The sequence below is a fragment of the Yoonia sp. BS5-3 genome (assembly GCF_038069655.2).
In the GTDB taxonomy this organism is placed as follows: domain Bacteria; phylum Pseudomonadota; class Alphaproteobacteria; order Rhodobacterales; family Rhodobacteraceae; genus Yoonia; species Yoonia phaeophyticola.
The window spans coordinates 287,046-305,068 of the sequence record NZ_CP150951.2; the positions used below are offsets into that span (position 1 = coordinate 287,046).

The window sequence follows — 18,023 nt, forward strand, 5'->3', positions numbered from 1 at the left end:
ACATGCTTAAAAGAATATCCTTTTCGCGACCTGCACTCACGGTTTGCGCCGCTTTGTGGACTTCTGTCGCGCCCTTTGCGACCAACGCACAAGAGACGAACGCCAACGCGCTCGCACTTTCATTTGTCCCGCCCGAGATTGACCCGGTAAAGGTCTGCGTCCCACGCGAACCCGATATCGATACGGTCGCCAAATGGGAAGAGTGGGACGGACAGCGCCTGCCGAATATCTCGCCTGCGCTGATCAAACGGGATGTGAACCGCCTGCTCCAGATCGACCCCGATTATTGGGGGGCAACGGTCCAGCTGGTCATCACCCGGCTGGAAGAAGCAGACCCTGCATATGCTGGGCATAATGCACTTCTGGCGCGGATTAACGCTTATGTCGCTGCTGGTGATTATGCGACGCTGAATGATCAACAATTGGTCGCCCAACTGGCCGAAGATGGCACGACGCATTCACCGCGCATTCAAAACGCACTCGCCGAATTCTACCGCGATGGCATCGGGGTAGAACGCGATATTGACCGCGCGAACGCACTTTTGGTCGAAGCCGGTTTTGCGGGCAATGCCGACGCGCTTTTGGCACTGACAAAGATGCAGCTCGACGGCGATGGCGTTCCCGGCTGGGATCTTGACCCCGGCCTGGCGGTGACCATGGCCTTTGGTAGCCTTGTGGGCGAATTGGATGCGTCCATTTGCGACCGGGTGACACGTATCGCCCGCGAATATCACAACGGCGAAATCGTCGCGCCGAACACGGATCTTGCCCATGATTGGTACCGTTTTGCGGCGGATCTTGGGGATTCGAACGCGGCTTGGAAGGTGGCCGAATACCACCTGCAAGCCGAAAACTTCACAAAAGATAATGACCTGCTTTTGCATTATCTGACGCAAGCCTCTGACGACGGTCTGCCATATGCGCAGATCGCACTCGGCGGCATGTATGAGGCTGGATCCCTGGTCGAGCAGGATCTCGACAAGACGCTGGAACTTTACCGCGTAGCGGCCACATCAGGCCTGCGCCCGGGACTGACCCGGTTGACCCTGTTCCTAGAATCCCATGCAGATCGTTTTGGGGAATTCGATATCGAAAGAGTGCGCGCACTTCAGGCGCTCGCGACACTCGATGATGTTCCTGGCTGGGTCTACACCCGGCTCGCGAAAGAAGTCTATGAAGACAAGGGCATATGGGCCGGTCAGGACGAAGCCATTGTTTATCTGGAACGTGCCGCTGAGCTGGGCGACATGGATGGGATGATTGCTCTTGCCGAAGCGCTTGTCGCGCGGCGCGGCGATCCTGCCGAATTTGAACGTGCGGTTGACCTGCTCAGCTACTCGGTTTCGACCTTGGGCGGCGTGTTGCCATCGCAAACACTGCACGGGATGTTCATGTGTCAGGCCACCGATAGCCCGCGCGTCGCTGAGGCCGAACATTGGGCCGCGACCCAGTTTGCGACAGATACCGCAAATCTCGAAATCGCTGCGCGCGAACTGACCCAGCTGGACCCTAGCGAAAATGCATTGACGGTCGCGTCGCTCCAGTCGCATGCACTTTATGGACGCCCAGGGGCTTTGGCCAACTATCTGAAATTCCTTGAAAGCTCTCCCGACACCGATCCGGCGCTCCTGGCCTTCTGGCAGGAATATGCAGACCGGTATTCCAGCGTTCTTGAGGCGCTTGCCGAGCTGGAATTCGAATTGGCCGCAAACCCGCAACAACGCCTGGTCGCTTTTGATCTGCTGCGGCGGCAATATCAGCGCGCTGGCTCGGATGCGGCCCTGGCGCTGGCGCAGGCGATGCTGGACTACGAAATCAGCGATGAAGATTTCAACACAAACGAAGTGCGGGCGCTACTGGAGCAACCTGCATCACGCGGTCAAGGCGCGGCGATGCACCTGCTGACCTCTCTTAGCGGGTCAGAGAGCGGCGGGCGCCACGTTTATCTGCAATATGCGGATGTGATCGCGGCCAATGGTGATTTCGACGCCCTGCTGTTTGCGGTGCCATTCGTCGATGAACAGACGCAGAAAACCTACCTTTCGCGGGCGGCAGGGATCATCCGTTGCGACTACAAAAACACCATGACCATGGCGCAGATCTATCTCGATATCGGCGATCAGGATTTAGCCATGCACTGGATCGACGTGGCCGAGAACCTGTTGGGCGACAATACATGGGCGATGATCGATCTGGCCGAAGTCAAACTGGACCTGCACGGGACTGCGGCGGCCGAAAGCGCGATGGCGCTGTTTGAAACAGCATTGGCCAGGGGCGATGTGAATGCGGCACGCGGGGTCTTTGATCTGGCACTCGACACCGAAGCGGCAACCTTTGACCCCACCCGTGCGGCCGAATTGATCACTGCGGCGCTTGAGGATCCAAATAAGGAAAATCTGGCGCGGTTCCTGGGGCGCTACCGCCGGGCGGGCGAAGCCGTGCAGGCGCAGATCGGCCAACAGCTTGATATGCCGCAGGTGTTCCTTGCCTCGGCACAGACGGGCGATATCTACTCAATGCGGGTCTATGCAATGTATCTGCGCGAAACTGCGGCAAACGGCGATCAGCTGATGGAATCGACGCAATGGCTAGCGCGTGCGGCCGAAGGCGGGGACACAACGGCAATGGCCGAATATGGCTATGCGCTGGCCTTTGGCATCGGGACCGAGGCTGACTTGCCCAGCGCGCTGCAATGGCTTGAACAGGCGGCCGCAAACGGATCAATCAAAGCCGGGGCAATCACTGCTCTGCTCGACCTGAACGGAGACACCTAATGCGTGGATTACTGGCCATCACAAGCACCGCCCTCGCCGCAGGACTGACCACGCCTGTGCTGGCCGCAGCCGAAGATTGCATCGCAGCGCCCACACCGGTGATCGCGCTCGGGTTCGGCAGCCGCTACACCGATGAAAGCGAAACACGCTCTGATATCGATGAAGCAGGCAATGCCGAGGTGAACGCGGCACTTGGCCCGATTGATGATTTCATCCGGGATCTGACGAACACAGCGAACGACGTGACCGAAGGCAAGGACGGACAGCTTGAGATGGCCGAATGCGCAATCGCGCAACTGGCCGCCTGGGCCGAAGCCGATGCTCTCAGCGAGATGAACACGATCACCGCGAATTTCTCTGTCGGATCACGGATCGCGGGGTTTGCGCTGGCCTATGTGCAGCTGGCGCCGTTCAGCACCAATCTTGAAGCACGCAGCACAATCGAAGACTGGCTGGGACGCCGGGCGGCAGATCAAATGACCTTCTGGGAAGAAGACGCGACACAAGGGGCCAAATCAGGGAACCTGCGGGCTTGGGCCACACTGGGGATCAACGTGGTTGGCGATCTGCGGGATGATCCGGTTGCACTGCGCTGGTCGGCCTGGTCGGCGACCTTCCTGCAATGCGAGGCGCTTGACGATGGCAGCCTGCCGCAGGAAATGCGGCGGGGGAAATATGCGCTGCATTACCAACTGCATGCGGTGGCACCACTGGTGCTGACAACGCTGCTTTTGGAAAAGCAGGATCTGTCGATCCGGGGCGTCTGCAACAATGCGCTGGATCGGATCGTGGAATTTACGATCAATGACCTAGAAACAGGCGCCGCAAGCGAAGCCTATTCCGGGGTACCGCAAAGTCTGTTTGACGGCACGGATGAACTAGAAAGCTTCCAGCTGGCCTGGCTTGAGGCCTATCTAGCGCTTGAACCCAACCCAGAGCTTGATGCATTTGCCGAAGCCTACCGGCCCTTCGGGCACAGCAAAATGGGTGGGGATCAGGCACTGCTTTGGGCGGTCGATTAGGACAGCCCGAATGGGGGGCGGTGCCCCCCGGGTCAGGACCTCAAGCATACAGATCAGTCATCCTTGGCCAAAAAGCCACCCGATTGGCGGGACCATAGATCGGCATAAAGGCCGTTCTGGGCCAATAGCGCCTCATGGGTGCCGTCTTCAACAACGCGGCCCTGATCCAAAACCACGATCCGGTCCATCTGGGCGATGGTGGATAGACGGTGGGCAATGGCAATAACGGTCTTGCCTTCCATAACGCCATAAAGGGTCTTTTGAATGGCGGCCTCGACCTCACTGTCCAGGGCGGACGTGGCCTCATCCAAGATCAAAATCGGGGCGTCCTTCAGGATGACACGGGCGATGGCAATCCGCTGACGCTGACCACCGGACAGTTTGACACCGCGCTCACCAACTTGGGCATTGTAACCTGCGCGGCCCTCAGGATCACGCAGGTCCTGAATGAACTGATGGGCCTCGGCGCGTTCAGCGGCGGCAATCATCTCGGCCTCGGTCGCGCCGGGCTTGCCGTAAAGGATATTAGCACGGACCGAACGGTGCAAAAGCGAACTGTCCTGCGTGACCATCCCAATCTGCTGACGCAAACTGTCCTGGGTCACACCAGACACGGACTGACCGTCAATCAAGATACGGCCACTTTCGGCATCGCGAAAGCGCAGCAAAAGGTTCACAAGGCTGGATTTACCCGCGCCGGAACGACCAATCAGACCTATCTTTTGACCCGCAGGGATCGTCAGGCTGACATTGTCCAGACCGCCATGGCCTTTGCCATAATGATGGGTCAGGTTTTCAATCTGAACAGCTGCATTCGTGACAACCAGTGGCTTTGCATCCGGGGCGTCGACCACATCCTGTTTGACGGCGATTGAACGCAGACCTTCACGCATGACACCGGCATGCTCAAAAAGGCGGATCGTGACCCACATGATCCAACCGCTCATGCCATTCAGGCGAATGACCAGTGCAGCAGCCGCGGCCACCTCACCCACTGTGACCAGCTCAAGGGTCCACAGCCAGACAGCCGGGGCAATGACGCCCACCATCAACAGGCCATTCAGCGCGTTCAGGCCAAATGACAGCTCGGTCATCAAGCGCAGGAACCGCTGAAAGCGCAGACGCAAACGGCGCATCGCGGACAGGGCATAGGCCTCTTCCCGGGCGCCATGGGCAAATAGTTTCACCGTTTCGACATTGGCATAGGCATCAACAACGCGGCCCGTCACCAGCGACCTTGCATCGGACCATTTTTCCGAGGCCGAGGCGACACGGACCGCAATTTTGCGCACATACATTATGTAAAGCGCCAGCCAGATGGCCATCGGGATACCCAGACGATAATCGATCTGGGTCAGCACCAATGTGGCACCGACAACATAGGTGACCGAATACCAGATCCCTTCAAACGCCATATAGACACTGTCTTCCAGGGCGGGGCCCATCTGCATAACGCGGTTGCTCAGACGGCCGGCAAAATCGTTCTGAAAAAAGCTGGTCGACTGGCCCAGCAGATGTTTATGGGCGCGCCAGCGCACCTGCTCTTGCATGTTCGAGGCCAGGGTTTGCTCAAGAAACAGGTGGTTAAAGGTGATCACCAATGGACGCAGAAACAGGATGAAGAAGGCGACGCAAAGCACTTCAACCTTATGGGCGTCCCAAAAGGCTGCCGCGCCCGCCGCGTTCATCAAGTCAATCAAGCGGCCTGAATAAAACACCAACCCGCTTTCCATCAGCGCAACCAACATACCCGTCAGCGCCATCCAGGGCAGCCATTTATGGAACGGTTTCAGCTCGGTGCGCAGATAGGTCCAAAGCGACGCAGAGGGCGTCCCGTGGTCAGCAGGCGTAAAAGGATCGATGAGGTCTTCGAATTTGCGAAACATGTCTGCCCTCCAACGGGCGAAAGTAGCAGTAAGATGGAGAAAGAAGGGGGGTGGCATTTGCCAACCCATCAGGACCGGCTTCAGCGCAGCGGTGAAAAGATCCTGATATTATCCATCTGTATGCTCTCCGACATGAATCGTTATGGAGTGCATAACGCATTGATCACCTTCTGTCAGGCCTAAATTTGAGGCGATCCGCAAAGAGAAGGTCATGGCCCGCGCCCCATCATCATGGAATGGCGCAATTGGGGGTCCGGGGGCTGGCCTGCAGTTCTTCCGTTTCGTCAGCACATCTGTACGTACAGATTATGTACGCGGTATGTACGGTTTCTGTACGGCGATCAGACCATCCCTACGGCGATGACGCCCCGCGAACCGAACCCAAAAGACCTCAGGCCAAAGTGCGGCTATGGTCCGCTATGAGCCCTTCGTGTACGATGCTGCGCGGCGCATGAATGTCGGCTTGCGCCAACTCGACAACCCAATTGCTGTCTGGCAGTCTCGACATCATCTTATCAATTGCAGTTGGTGACTTAAAATGGACCCAGTCCTTTTCGCGGCTTTTTTGACGACAACTGTGGTGTTCTTGGCTGTGCCAGGGCCATCCGTTGCATTTGCCACCGCACAAGCCATCCGACATGGACCAAGAGCAGCTTATATTGCTGTTGCAGGCGACGCCCTCGGAACAATGGTTCATGTCACTGTTGCTGTTGTAGGGCTAACGGCACTGGTCGCGATCTCAGAAATGGTTCTCCCATTCCTGCAAATCTTGGGCGGTTTGTTCATTCTTTGGATGGCGGTGAGTGCGTTCAAGAACATGGGCAAACCAGCTGGATATGTCGCTATGCAATCGGACCGGACAACGTTTTGGGCGGGCTTCTTTGCCTGCGTGACAAACCCCAAAGCAATAGTGTTCTTTGTGGCGCTGTTCCCGGCCTTCATTTCATCCGACCACAACGTGTTTGTTCAAGGTGCTGTTTACGGCATCATCTTTATTATCTTGGACGCAATGTCCATTTTGGCCTACGCATTTTTCGCCACCGCAGCGGTAAAACGCACGACATCTCGTTGGCTGAATCCAGAGCTTTTAAGTGGCTTAGGGCTCACTGGGGCAGGCATTGGTATGGTCATCAAAGGATACCGCTCGATTCCATCAAACTAGCTCCAGAACGGACATTGGCGCAGCCGCAGCGAAATGGAACTTCGTCCCGCACATCGGAACCGAATTTAGCATCGCTGCAACGCCGCAAGTCCGCTTCGCGCCCAAACATACCGAGGATAACCCATGTCATTGTTCTAGCTCGGTTGCGAAATCCCATGACATTTGTTCCGGAATTGGTCGATCTTTGGTCGCGCGCAGGTAGAGAACAGGAACGTCCAAGTTTTTCAGCGCATCAACGACATCGACCTGTAAGACGCTGATGAGACGCTTGGCTAGGGTTGCAGGCGGGAGGTTTTGCAATGCTTGCCGGAACTGATTTGTGAATGCAGGATTTGCCCATTTTCCCATCAAAAACGGCTGCGCCAAGTTGGTCATGAGCGAAGACTGGAGCGCAAAATCTCGATTAGATTCGCGTGAAAAGCAGGCAGTTTTCGCGGTTTTCGGGCGAAGGTGGCAATGAACACGATACCTTTCAGGCCAAGAGGGTTTTGCGCCCCAACAAGTACCGCAACAGGCCCGGAAAACGACTCTGCAACCAGAATGTAATCCTCGCGGGGAAGCCGTGGGAGGATCCATTCAAGTATATCTTCGTACCGAAATAGGTGATGTGGATAAGAAAATACTGTGACGGAATGGCCGCCGTACAGCGCATCTTGCAGTTTTGGAATGAGCCGCCCGGTGCCGTCCAGGCCAGGTAAGACAACAATCTTCATTCGAACACGCTAGCGCCCGCGCTCAACAATGTCTTCAAGGTTTGAACGGCAGTTAGGCCCGCATTCAAGAACAATTCCACGTGATAGAATCCTGGCGCGCGGCAAGCGAGCACTGGGCCATTTCTGCAATTTTAATAAGCAACAATATTGCGAGAGCGCTCCCCTATTTGCCGTAAAATTAGCCATATATCTAAATTTTAGTCATTTTTTTGGGCAAATGCGGTGAATCGATAGTGTCACCGATCCATTTTCTGGAGAATCTTTAATCATTCGCCCCAAGTAACTGTGCCTTCATCTTAGAGGGCGCACGCCGTGCGGAGGGTTATCTTGGCAGATTACGCCCATCGCGCGACTACAACAACACTGTTGCGGGTTCTGACTTTGTGAGTTGGGCTGCCTTTGGTACGCATGTTGCGTCCCTAATTCGCCCGCAGCAACAACTGGGACGATGAACCTATGACAATTAAATTCTCATCTCTTGTGACGGTTGCTTTGATGGGCTCCGCAAGTATTGCAGCGGCTGAATGCGCTGACCCGATCAAGGTCGGTGTTCTGCACTCGCTGTCGGGCACCATGGCGATCTCCGAGACGACATTGAAAGACACAATGGAGCTTTTGATCGAAGAGCAAAACGCCGCTGGTGGCCTGCTTGACTGTCAGATCGAAGCCGTTGTGGTTGACCCCGCATCCGACTGGCCACTGTTCGCTGAAAAAGCACGCGAGCTTTTGACCGTCCAAGAAGTTGACGTGATCTTCGGGTCATGGACCTCCGTCAGCCGCAAATCCGCCCTGCCTGTTCTGGAAGAGCTGAACGGCCTGATGTTCTACCCAGTGCAATACGAGGGCGAAGAAAGCTCGCGCAACGTATTCTACACAGGTGCGGCACCAAACCAGCAGGCTATCCCTGCGACAGATTACTTCCTGGAAGAGCTGGGCGTTGAGAAGTTCGCGCTGTTGGGCACGGACTATGTCTACCCACGTACAACAAACAACATCCTGGAAAGCTATCTGCAAGATAACGGCATCCCTGCCGAAGATATCTTCGTGAACTACACCCCATTCGGTCACTCTGACTGGGCAACAATCGTCGCAGACGTTGTGGCACTTGGCGAAGACGGCAAGCAGGTTGGTGTGATCTCAACCATCAACGGTGACGCAAACATCGGCTTCTACAAAGAACTGGCTGCGGCTGGTATCTCGGCTGATGACATCCCTGTCGTTGCTTTCTCTGTAGGTGAAGAAGAGCTGTCCGGTCTGGACACATCCGACCTTGTTGGTCACCTGGCTGCCTGGAACTACTTCCAGTCCGCTGAATCTGACCTGAACGACGAATGGGTTGCCGCATGGAAAGCCAAAATGGGCGAAGACCGTGTGACCAACGACCCAATGGAAGCCCACTATATCGGCTTCAACATGTGGGTAAACGCGGTCACTGAAGCAGGCACAACAGACGTGGATGCGGTGCGTGAAGCCATGTACGGTCAGGAATTCCCGAACCTGACAGGCGGTACAGCGGTCATGCTGCCAAACCACCACCTGGCCAAGCCAGTGCTGATCGGCGAAATCACAGCTGACGGTCAGTTCGACATCATCAGCCAGACAGAAGAAGTCCCCGGCGATGCATGGACAGACTTCCTGCCAGAATCTGCTGTTCTGACATCTGACTGGAAAGATCTGGGTTGCGGTATGTACAACACCGAAACTGAGACCTGTGTTCAGCTGACTTCGAACTACTAATAAGCCTCTCGTGTGGCGCGCGACCTTTCGCGCGCCGCACACAAATGACAGATCGGCCCCTTCCCATGCTACGAATATTCCTTCTGGCGCTCGCGATGTGCCTGATGACCCCTGCGATGGTGGCAGCCCAGTCATTACAATCCCTGCTGCAAACCCACGCAGAAGAAGTTCTTAAACCCGGCCGCCGCACTGTCGGCGTTGTGCTGGATGATCTGGTCGATAGCGGCCTGCCCCAAGCCCTGCCCTTTCTCGAAGCCTGGCGTGACCGCGCCATTGTCCAACGCACCAGCGACGGGCTGTTTTTCCGCGCCGAGGAAACCGGGGATGAGGTCGCCCTATTTGATCTGGACAGTGGCGAGGCCGTGGCCACAGTGCCGGAGGATGACGTCACAGAATCCCGCCCCAACGGCGGTGTCCGCCGCGCCATTGGCGACGCGCTGGTCCAGTTCCAACTGTCCGATCCCGATATCGAAAAACGCCGCGCGGCGGTTGAGGCGATTGCCCGCAGCATGGACGCCAGTCAATTGGCACCGCTGCAAGCCTCAATCGAAGGCGAACCCGACGCGGAGCTTCAACAGATCAAAACCCGCCTGGCAGGCATGCTGGGCGCGCAGTTCGCGGAAACAACCGACGAACGGATTGCGGCAATCGAAGCGCTCTCAGGCGATCTGTCCGTCGACGTGCGCGCCGTCCTGAACCGTATTCTGTCAACAGACACCGGCGTCGCGACCGACGTGCCCGAAGATGCCAACATCGCCGCGATCCTGACCCCCGGCGTGGATTTGACCGAGGCCGAGGCTTACGACCAACTTGTCGCCGCAGAACTGGCCCCGCCCCTGATCACAGCCGCCTATATCCGCGCAGAGCTTGAGGCCAATATCGAAGGCGCGTTCGTCGGCGGCCAGCCTGTCGCAAAATTGAACACGGATGCGAACCGCGAAATCGCCTATGATGCGCTCGCAGATGCAGGCATTGTTCCACCGCGCGTCACACCGGCGCAGCAGTCCGAAGCACTTGATGCCCACGTCTTCTTTGCCAGCTACGCCGAGCCCGACACCGCCATCACCGATGCCGCACGCAGCGCGTTGGACGCGATTGAAACCCGCGTGGGCTTTAGCCAAGCCGCTGACCTGGGACTGGACGCGCTATCGCTCGCTTCGATCTACTTTCTAGCCGCGATTGGTCTGGCGATCACCTTTGGTGTGATGGGCGTGATCAACATGGCCCATGGTGAGTTTATCATGATGGGCGCCTATACGGGCTTTGTCGTGCAGCAGTTTGTGCCGGATTACACACTGTCGATCCTGATCGCCCTGCCGCTGGCCTTTGCCATCACCTTTGGCGCGGGCGTTGCCATGGAACGGCTGGTGATCCGCCATCTGTATCACCGCCCGCTTGAAACACTTTTGGCCACCTTCGGGATTTCGATTGCTCTGCAGCAGCTGGCCAAGAACATCTTTGGCACACAAGCCCGCCCGCTGACCTCACCTGAATGGCTGGACGGCGCCTGGGTGCTGAATGACGTGATCGCGATCAGCTATATCCGGATCGCCATCTTCGTTCTGGCGCTGATCTTCCTGGCGCTGATCCTGTTTGTGCTCAAACGCACCCGGCTTGGGCTTGAGGTGCGCGCAGTCACACAAAACCCCGGCATGGCCGCATCCATGGGGATCAACCCCGACCGGATCAACATGCTGACCTTTGGGTTCGGCTCTGGCATCGCCGGGATCGCGGGTGTTGCGATTGGGCTTTATGCCAAGGTGACCTCGGAAATGGGTGCGGATTACATCGTGCAAAGCTTCATGACCGTCGTTGTTGGCGGTGTGGGGAACGTCTGGGGCACGCTTGCGGGTGCGTCTTTGATCGGTTTCCTGCAAAAAGGGATCGAATGGTTGAACCCGTCCAACACGTTGGCAGCACAAACCTATATGATCCTGTTCATCATCCTATTTATTCAATTCCGGCCCAAGGGCATCGTCGCCCTCAAAGGCCGTGCGGCGGCGGATTAACCCATGCGCAGACCATTTCTTATCGAAAATCCCTCCGTCATGTGGTTTCTGGCCGGGCTTGGCCTGTTCACCATCGTCGTGACGCTGATGTCAGAAGTGACAGGGGTTGGCCTGATCTCAACCTCATTCGTCAAGACCTTGGGCAAGACCCTGTGCCTCTGCCTGATCGCCATCGCGATGGATGTGGTCTGGGGCTATTGCGGGATCCTGTCGCTGGGCCACTTCGCCTTTTTCGGGATCGGCGGCTATGCCATCGGCATGTGGCTGATGTATGCGCGGACCGAGATCGTGGTGCTGGACAGCCTTTCAGGCCAAGCCATCCCCCCCACCCCGCAAGAGATATCAGATGCTATCGGCAACCAGATCTTCGGGGTTGTGGGCAGCTCTGAATTCCCCCTGATCTGGGCCTTCGCGGACAGCCTGTTTTTGCAGCTTGTGATGGTCATCCTGATCCCCGGACTGCTTGCGCTGGTCTTTGGCTGGCTCGCCTTCCGGTCACGGGTCACGGGTGTCTATCTGTCGATCCTGACGCAAGCGATGACCCTCGCCCTATCGCTCTACCTATTCCAGAACGACAGCGGGTTGCGCGGCAACAACGGCCTGTCCGGGTTGCAGAACATTCCCGGCTATGAAGGGACATCGCAAGCGACGATATCAATCATCTTCTTTGTCGCTTCTGCCATCGCCTTGGCCGCAGGCTATGTCTTCTTTGCCTGGGTCGTCTCGGGCAAGATGGGCAGCGTGATCAAAGGCATCCGCGATAACGAAGCCCGTGTGCGGTTTCTCGGCTATCACGTCGAAAGCTACAAACTGTTCATCTTCACCATCACTGCCGTCGTGTCGGGCATCGCAGGCGCGCTCTACTACCCACAAGCGGGCATCATCAACCCCGGTGAGATCGCACCTATCGCGTCGATCTATCTGGCGGTCTGGGTCGCCATTGGCGGACGCGGGCGGCTTTACGGGGCGGTCATCGGGGCGGCCTTCGTGTCGCTTGTCTCAAGCTGGTTCACCGGAGGCGGCGCGCCGAATGTCGATCTTGGGTTCTACACCATCCAATGGACCGATTGGTGGCTGATCGTCCTCGGGCTGTCCTTCGTGGCCGTAACCTTATTCTTCCCCAAAGGCATCGGCGGGTTGTTCGATTATCTGGTGAGGAAGCCATCATGAGCATGCTTCTGGAAGTCTCGGGCGTGTCCGTCACCTTTGACGGGTTTCGCGCGATCAACAACCTGTCGATCAACTTTGCCGAGGGTGAATTGCGCGCCATCATCGGACCGAATGGTGCAGGCAAGACGACCTTTATGGATATCGTGACCGGCAAGACGAAACCGGACGAAGGCACCGTGATCTGGGGAGAGCGGAACATTTCGCTGCTGGGCATGTCCGAAAGCAAGATCGCGACCGAAGGCATCGGGCGCAAGTTCCAGAAACCCACCGTGTTTGAGGCCCAGACCGTGCGCCAAAACCTGGCCATGGCGCTGAAAAACCCGCGCAGCCCATTTGATGTGCTGATGCATAAGAAAACCAAGCATAACGCGGAACGGATTGAGGCGATTGCCGAGAATATCGGCCTGTTGGACAATCTGACCCGTATCGCCGGTGAACTCAGCCACGGGCAAAAGCAATGGCTTGAGATTGGTATGTTGCTGGCGCAGGAACCCCGGTTGTTGCTGGTTGATGAACCTGCGGCAGGTATGACCGTGGAAGAGCGGGAAAAGACGACCGATATCCTCAAAGAGGCCGCCAAGACACGCGCCGTTGTGGTGGTCGAACACGATATGGAATTCGTGCGCCGCTTGGATTGCAAGGTCACCGTGCTGCACGAAGGGTCTGTTCTGGCCGAAGGTCGCTTGGACCACGTGACCTCTAATCAAACCGTCATCGACGTATATCTGGGACGCGGCCATGCTTGAAGTCAGCAATCTTGATCTGCATTACGGGCAGAGCCAAATCCTGTTCGGCATTTCCATGTCCGCCGTGGTGGGTGAAATTACAGCCGTGATGGGCAACAACGGGGTAGGGAAAACCAGCCTGCTCAAGGCCATCGCCGGGCGGCACGGCGCGAGCAGCGGTGATGTGCAGATCAACGGCACAAACGTGCGTCTCTCCTCGGCTTTTCACGCCGCACGCGCCGGGATCGCCTATGTCCCGCAAGGCCGCGAAGTCTTTCCGATGATGACCGTGTTGGAAAACCTAGAGACCGGCTTTGCATGCCTACCAAAGACCGATCACAGCATCCCCGATCACGTGTTTGAGCTTTTCCCCGTCTTGGCCGAGATGCGGTCACGCCGTGGCGGTGACCTGTCCGGCGGGCAACAGCAACAGCTGGCCATCGCGCGGGCGCTGATCATGCGCCCCAAGGTCTTGTTGCTGGATGAACCGACCGAGGGCATTCAGCCCAACGTAATCCAGCAAATCGGCGATGCGCTGGAACAGCTGCGCGCGGGTGGCGATATGGCGATTGTTCTGGTCGAGCAAAACGCCGACTTCGCCTACCGGCTGGGGGATCGGTTTGTGGTTGTCGAACGCGGGCATGTGAAGCAAAGCAAGCTGCGCGCTGACTATTCCCGCGATGATCTGTTAGAAGACTTGGCCCTTTAACGCCCTTTCCAGACCGGGTCGCGCTTTTCGGCAAAAGCGCGTGCGCCTTCCAACTGGTCTTCGGATGTATAAAGCCGCTCAACCGTTTCAAACTGGCTTTTCGTGATCTTGTTCATCGCGTCTTGGAACTTCATATCCTCTGCCTCGCGCACCACCTCCTTGATCGCGGCATTCACCAAGGGCGGACCAGAGGCGATCAGGGCCGCCATTTCGCGGGCCTGTGTCATCAGATCAGCTGCAGGCACAACCCGGTTCACTAACCCCCAACGGGCCGCCTCTTGCGCGTCGATCCAGCGCCCGGTTAGCAACATCTCCATCGCGATGTGATAGGGAATACGTTTCGGCATTTTGATTGATGCGGCATCTGCGACCGTACCTGACCGGATTTCAGGCAAAGCAAATGATGCATGATCCGCCGCCAGCAAAATATCTGCAGACAGCGCCAGTTCCAGCCCGCCGCCGCAGCAAATCCCGTTAATGGCGGCAATCACCGGTTTGTTCATGCGGGGCAATTCCTGCAAGCCACCAAAGCCGCCGCGCCCGTAATCCCCGTCCACCGCGTCGCCGTCAGCCGCCGCTTTCAGATCCCACCCGGGGCAGAAGAATTTCTCGCCCGCACCCGTGATAATCGCCACGCGCAAATCAGGATCATCCCGAAAATCGGCAAAGACATCGCCCATGATCCGGCTGGTCGCCAGATCAATCGCATTGGCCTTGGGCCGATCCAAAGTCACCTCAAGCACATGGCCGTCGCGTTGCGTCTTGATGGGGCTGTCGGTCATGGGGTGTCTCCTGTGATGATCAATGCGTCCGCCGCGATGGCCCCGTCAGGGCAACACAGCAGCGGGTTTACTTCAACTTCGATGGGCCTCTGCGCGCAGACATAGGACTGGATGGCCAAGACCGCGTCAATGACCGCCGCGCGATCCGCGGCAGGTGCGCCGCGATAGCCTGACAGCACGCGGTCGATCCGCAAACCGGCGAGGGCTTGGTCGATGTCCAGCGCGGTCACGGGCAACAGCAAGGACACGCGGTCATCGAAAAGTTCCGCCAAGACACCGCCAGCGGCCAGCGTCAGCACAAACCCATGCGCCGGGTCAGACACGACCCCGACCAGCAACTCGGCCACAACGCCTTGGATCATTTGCTCGGCCAAAAACTGGGTGCAAGGCATGGCCTCCGCCGCAGCCAGGACCGCAGGCAAGTCTGCTAGGTTCAACGCCACCGCACCGGCTTCGGTCTTATGGGCCACCCCCTCGCCTTTCAGGACCAAGGGGAAACCTACGGCTGCAACGGCATCAGGCAATGCCTCAGGCGTCGCGGCACGTTTGGCGCGTGGGACGACCAAACCGTGCTCCTGCAAAGCCAGTTTCGCCGTAACCTCTGACATGGCGGTGCCGGTCAGGGCATCTGCAAAGGGCAACACCAACGGCCCAGAGGCATCAGATGCTTGGCCAATCGACGCCGCAACCGAGATCGCCTGCATCGCCTCAGGGATACCGCAGAGCGGCACAACCCCGCGCGCGACCAATGCCCGTGCGACGTCCTCTGGCATGGTTTCCACCAACGAGCTGAGCAGACCAACGGGCTTTCCTGCGGCGGCCTGCGCGCGGGCAACGGCGTTGATCACCAGTGTCCATGCCTCAAAACTGCAGCGATCAGAGCGCGGAAAGTCCAAGACAACGACCCCAAAGGCCATCCGGTCATCCATCATCGCGGTAAACGTCGCCGTCATCGCGTCCTCATCACCCCAGATATAGGTGTGGTAATCCAATGGGTTAGCCAAGGCGACCAAGGGACCAAGGGCGGCACGCAGTTGCGACGATTGATCCTCTGTCAGCGCCGGATAGAACACGGCGGTGCCATGGGCCGCATCCGCCATCAGGCTGGCCTCGCCCCCGAACATGACATCGATGCGATCTGCGCCGACGGCAGGGGCCCGCAGACATGCAGCAGTTTCAACGCCTCAAGTAACCCCGACAGCGAGGTTGCCTGCCCAATCCCAAGCCGCGCAAATAAGGCACGCGCGCCCGCATCACTTCCCGCAAGCGAGGCCGTATGCGACACCGCTGCGGTTCGGGCTTGCTGAGATGTCCCAACCTTCAACGCCACAATTGGCTTGCCCTTTTCGCGCGCCATCGCCGCCAGTTTTTCAAACGCTCGAAGGTCACCAACCCCTTCGATATGCAACCCCAAAGCCGTGACGTTAGGATCATCCAGCAAGGCCATCCCAATTTCCGCAAACCCAGTCTGCGCCTGATTGCCGACCGTGACCACATAGGCAATCGGCAAGCCGCGCTTTTGCATGGTCAGATTGATCGCAATATTCGACGACTGCGTGATCAGTGCGACCCCTTTGTCGACCCGCACGCCGCCATGCTGATCCGGCCAAAGCGTGGCCCCGTCCACATAGTTCAGCAGCCCATAGCAGTTCGGCCCGATGATCGGCATATCACCAGCCGCCGCCAGCAGCTCAGCCTGCAAATGCGCGCCGCCCGCGTCTTCACCCGCAGCTTCCCGAAACCCCGAGGCAAAGCAAATCGCCCCACCGGCCCCCATGCCCGCCAGATCACGCACGACATCAATCGTGGCCTTGCGGTTCACACCGACAAACACGGCGTCGGGTACGCCGGGTAACTCCGCAAGGCTCCGAAACGGGCGCAGCCCTGCGATCTTGTCTTTGGTCGGATGCACGACCCAGAGACCACCTGCAAAGCCGATTTTTTGGCATTGCAGCAGCATATCCCGGCCCCAGGTGCCTCCGCCGACCACAAGGATCGACTTGGGGCGCAGCAGACGATCAAGCCGCCCCATTTAGGCGCCCAAAGGCCGCAATAATTCGCGGCTGATGATATGGCGTTGGATCTCAGACGTACCGTCCCAAATCCGCTCCACACGGGCATCGCGCCAGAACCGTTCAATCGGGAAATCCTGCATCAGCCCCATGCCCCCGTAAATCTGCAGTGTCGCATCCGTCACGCGAGCGAGCATTTCACTGGCATAGAGTTTAGCCGACGCAATTTCCCGGTTCGCGGGCAACCCCTGATCCAACCGCCAAGCTGCTGCGAGGGTCAGCATGTCAGCCGCGTCGATCTCGGTAATCATGTCTGCGATCTGAAAACCCACACCCTGAAACTTGCCGATCGGCTGGCCAAACTGTTCGCGCTCAGCCGCGTAGTTCAACGCATAGTCAAAGCATCGCCGTGCCCGGCCCACCGACATCGTGGCAACGGTGATACGCGTCGCATAGAGCCACTCATTCATCACAGCAAAACCGCCATCGACGTCACCTAGAACCTGCGCATCGGGCAAGCGGCAATCGTCAAATTCCAGAATGCAATTTTTGTACCCTTTGTGGCTGACCGAGTTGTAACCATCGCGCACCACAAATCCCGGCGTGTCCCGATCCACCAGAAACGTGGTGATCCGTTTCTTGGGCCCGCGCGGGGTTTCATCCACGCCTGTGGCCACAAAAACGATAAAGAAATCGGCATGATCCGCGCCCGATATAAAATGCTTGGAGCCATTGAGTACCCAATCGCCCCCATCGCGCACAGCCGTGCATTTCATGCCGCGCACGTCCGATCCGGCGTCCGGTTCCGTCATCGCAAGCGCATCCATTTTCTCGCCCCGGACAGCAGGCAGCAGATACCGGTCTTTCTGATCCCCTTCACAGGCCATCAGGACGTTTTGCGGACGTCCGAAGAAATGGTTCAAAGCCATCGATCCGCGACCCAGCTCGCGCTCAACCAGCGCGAAATCGAGATGGTTCAGGCCTGCGCCGCCGACGCTTTCAGGGAAGTTACAAGCGTAAAACCCCAGCTCAATGGTCTTGCGCTTGATGTCATCGGCAATCTCGGCGGGCACTTCGCCAGTCCGTTCGACCAGGTCCTCATGCGGGTAGATTTCGTTTTCGACAAAAGACCGGACCGTGTCGACGATCATCTCTTGTTCCTGGGTCAGGCTGAATTGCATGGGCAGGCTCCGCTTGTTGACAGCAGCGTAATCCGCCTTGCGCAGGAAATCATGCCAATTTGGTCATCACATGCATAAAACAAGCAGGGCATTCAGGCCATCTTGTTCGACGATTTCTCAAACTCCTGACTTACCAATGCA

At 57.7% G+C, this 18,023-nt stretch carries 15 protein-coding genes; 8 read left to right on the plus strand and 7 right to left on the minus strand.

Features of this window, described 5'->3' with window-relative positions; genetic code table 11:
- The first annotated feature begins 2 nt into the window (after nt 1-2).
- Nucleotides 3-2,774 (plus strand): hypothetical protein, encoded by a 2,772-nt coding sequence (locus AABB29_RS01505; RefSeq protein WP_341368622.1) that lies wholly within the window; start codon nt 3-5, stop codon nt 2,772-2,774.
- Nucleotides 2,774-3,796, plus strand: coding sequence for an alginate lyase family protein (locus tag AABB29_RS01510; RefSeq protein ID WP_341368621.1), 1,023 nt, complete (start codon nt 2,774-2,776; stop codon nt 3,794-3,796). The genes AABB29_RS01505 and AABB29_RS01510 overlap by 1 nt, the downstream gene beginning before the upstream one ends.
- Nucleotides 3,797-3,849: 53 nt before the next feature.
- Here AABB29_RS01510 and AABB29_RS01515 read toward each other — a convergent pair whose 3' ends face one another.
- Nucleotides 3,850-5,682: an ABC transporter ATP-binding protein gene (locus AABB29_RS01515; protein ID WP_341368620.1), complete on the minus strand. Its 1,833-nt coding sequence runs from the start codon at nt 5,680-5,682 to the stop codon at nt 3,850-3,852.
- Between the two features lie 565 nt (nt 5,683-6,247).
- Between AABB29_RS01515 and AABB29_RS01520 the strand changes: the two genes are divergently transcribed.
- Entirely contained in the window at nt 6,248-6,844 is a 597-nt protein-coding gene (locus AABB29_RS01520) for a LysE family translocator (protein WP_373636736.1), read from the plus strand.
- Between the two features lie 126 nt (nt 6,845-6,970).
- On the opposite strand, the gene AABB29_RS01525 is transcribed toward AABB29_RS01520, so the two are convergent.
- Together AABB29_RS01525 and AABB29_RS01530 are read right to left on the minus strand one after the other, a co-directional pair.
- Nucleotides 6,971-7,219 (minus strand): hypothetical protein, encoded by a 249-nt coding sequence (locus AABB29_RS01525; protein WP_341368619.1) that lies wholly within the window; start codon nt 7,217-7,219, stop codon nt 6,971-6,973.
- The gene (locus tag AABB29_RS01530) at nt 7,216-7,557 is read right to left on the minus strand and encodes a hypothetical protein (RefSeq protein ID WP_341368618.1); all 342 of its coding nucleotides are present in this window, start codon (nt 7,555-7,557) and stop codon (nt 7,216-7,218) included. The genes AABB29_RS01525 and AABB29_RS01530 overlap by 4 nt, the downstream gene beginning before the upstream one ends.
- A 456-nt stretch (nt 7,558-8,013) precedes the next feature.
- Here AABB29_RS01530 and urtA point away from each other — a divergent pair, with 456 nt between their 5' ends.
- From urtA to urtE, 5 genes are all read left to right on the plus strand, one after another.
- Nucleotides 8,014-9,294, plus strand: coding sequence for an urea ABC transporter substrate-binding protein (gene urtA / locus AABB29_RS01535; RefSeq protein ID WP_341368617.1), 1,281 nt, complete (start codon nt 8,014-8,016; stop codon nt 9,292-9,294).
- A gap of 65 nt (nt 9,295-9,359) precedes the next feature.
- Nucleotides 9,360-11,303: an urea ABC transporter permease subunit UrtB gene (gene urtB, locus AABB29_RS01540; RefSeq protein WP_341368616.1), complete on the plus strand. Its 1,944-nt coding sequence runs from the start codon at nt 9,360-9,362 to the stop codon at nt 11,301-11,303.
- Nucleotides 11,304-11,306: 3 nt separating this feature from the next.
- On the plus strand, nt 11,307-12,473 hold the full coding sequence (gene urtC, locus AABB29_RS01545; RefSeq protein WP_373636737.1) for an urea ABC transporter permease subunit UrtC: 1,167 nt from the start codon (nt 11,307-11,309) through the stop codon (nt 12,471-12,473).
- The gene (gene urtD, locus AABB29_RS01550) at nt 12,470-13,219 is read left to right on the plus strand and encodes an urea ABC transporter ATP-binding protein UrtD (RefSeq protein ID WP_341368615.1); all 750 of its coding nucleotides are present in this window, start codon (nt 12,470-12,472) and stop codon (nt 13,217-13,219) included. The genes urtC and urtD overlap by 4 nt, the downstream gene beginning before the upstream one ends.
- Nucleotides 13,212-13,907, plus strand: coding sequence for an urea ABC transporter ATP-binding subunit UrtE (urtE, locus tag AABB29_RS01555; RefSeq protein ID WP_341368614.1), 696 nt, complete (start codon nt 13,212-13,214; stop codon nt 13,905-13,907). The genes urtD and urtE overlap by 8 nt, the downstream gene beginning before the upstream one ends.
- On the opposite strand, the gene AABB29_RS01560 is transcribed toward urtE, so the two are convergent.
- From AABB29_RS01560 to AABB29_RS01575, 4 genes are read right to left on the minus strand one after another with little or no spacing between them, the layout of a single operon-like run.
- The gene (locus tag AABB29_RS01560; protein ID WP_341368613.1) at nt 13,904-14,689 is read right to left on the minus strand and encodes a carnitinyl-CoA dehydratase; all 786 of its coding nucleotides are present in this window, start codon (nt 14,687-14,689) and stop codon (nt 13,904-13,906) included. The two genes, urtE and AABB29_RS01560, sit on opposite strands and share 4 nt — an antisense overlap.
- Nucleotides 14,686-15,813, minus strand: a complete 1,128-nt coding sequence (locus tag AABB29_RS01565) for an acetate--CoA ligase family protein (protein WP_341368612.1) — start codon at nt 15,811-15,813, stop codon at nt 14,686-14,688. Before AABB29_RS01565 ends, AABB29_RS01560 begins: the two co-directional genes overlap by 4 nt.
- Complete coding sequence (locus AABB29_RS01570) at nt 15,789-16,721, minus strand: CoA-binding protein (protein WP_341368611.1); 933 nt, start codon at nt 16,719-16,721, stop codon at nt 15,789-15,791. Before AABB29_RS01570 ends, AABB29_RS01565 begins: the two co-directional genes overlap by 25 nt.
- Entirely contained in the window at nt 16,722-17,882 is a 1,161-nt protein-coding gene (locus AABB29_RS01575; RefSeq protein ID WP_341368610.1) for an acyl-CoA dehydrogenase family protein, read from the minus strand.
- Nucleotides 17,883-18,023: the final 141 nt, after the last annotated feature.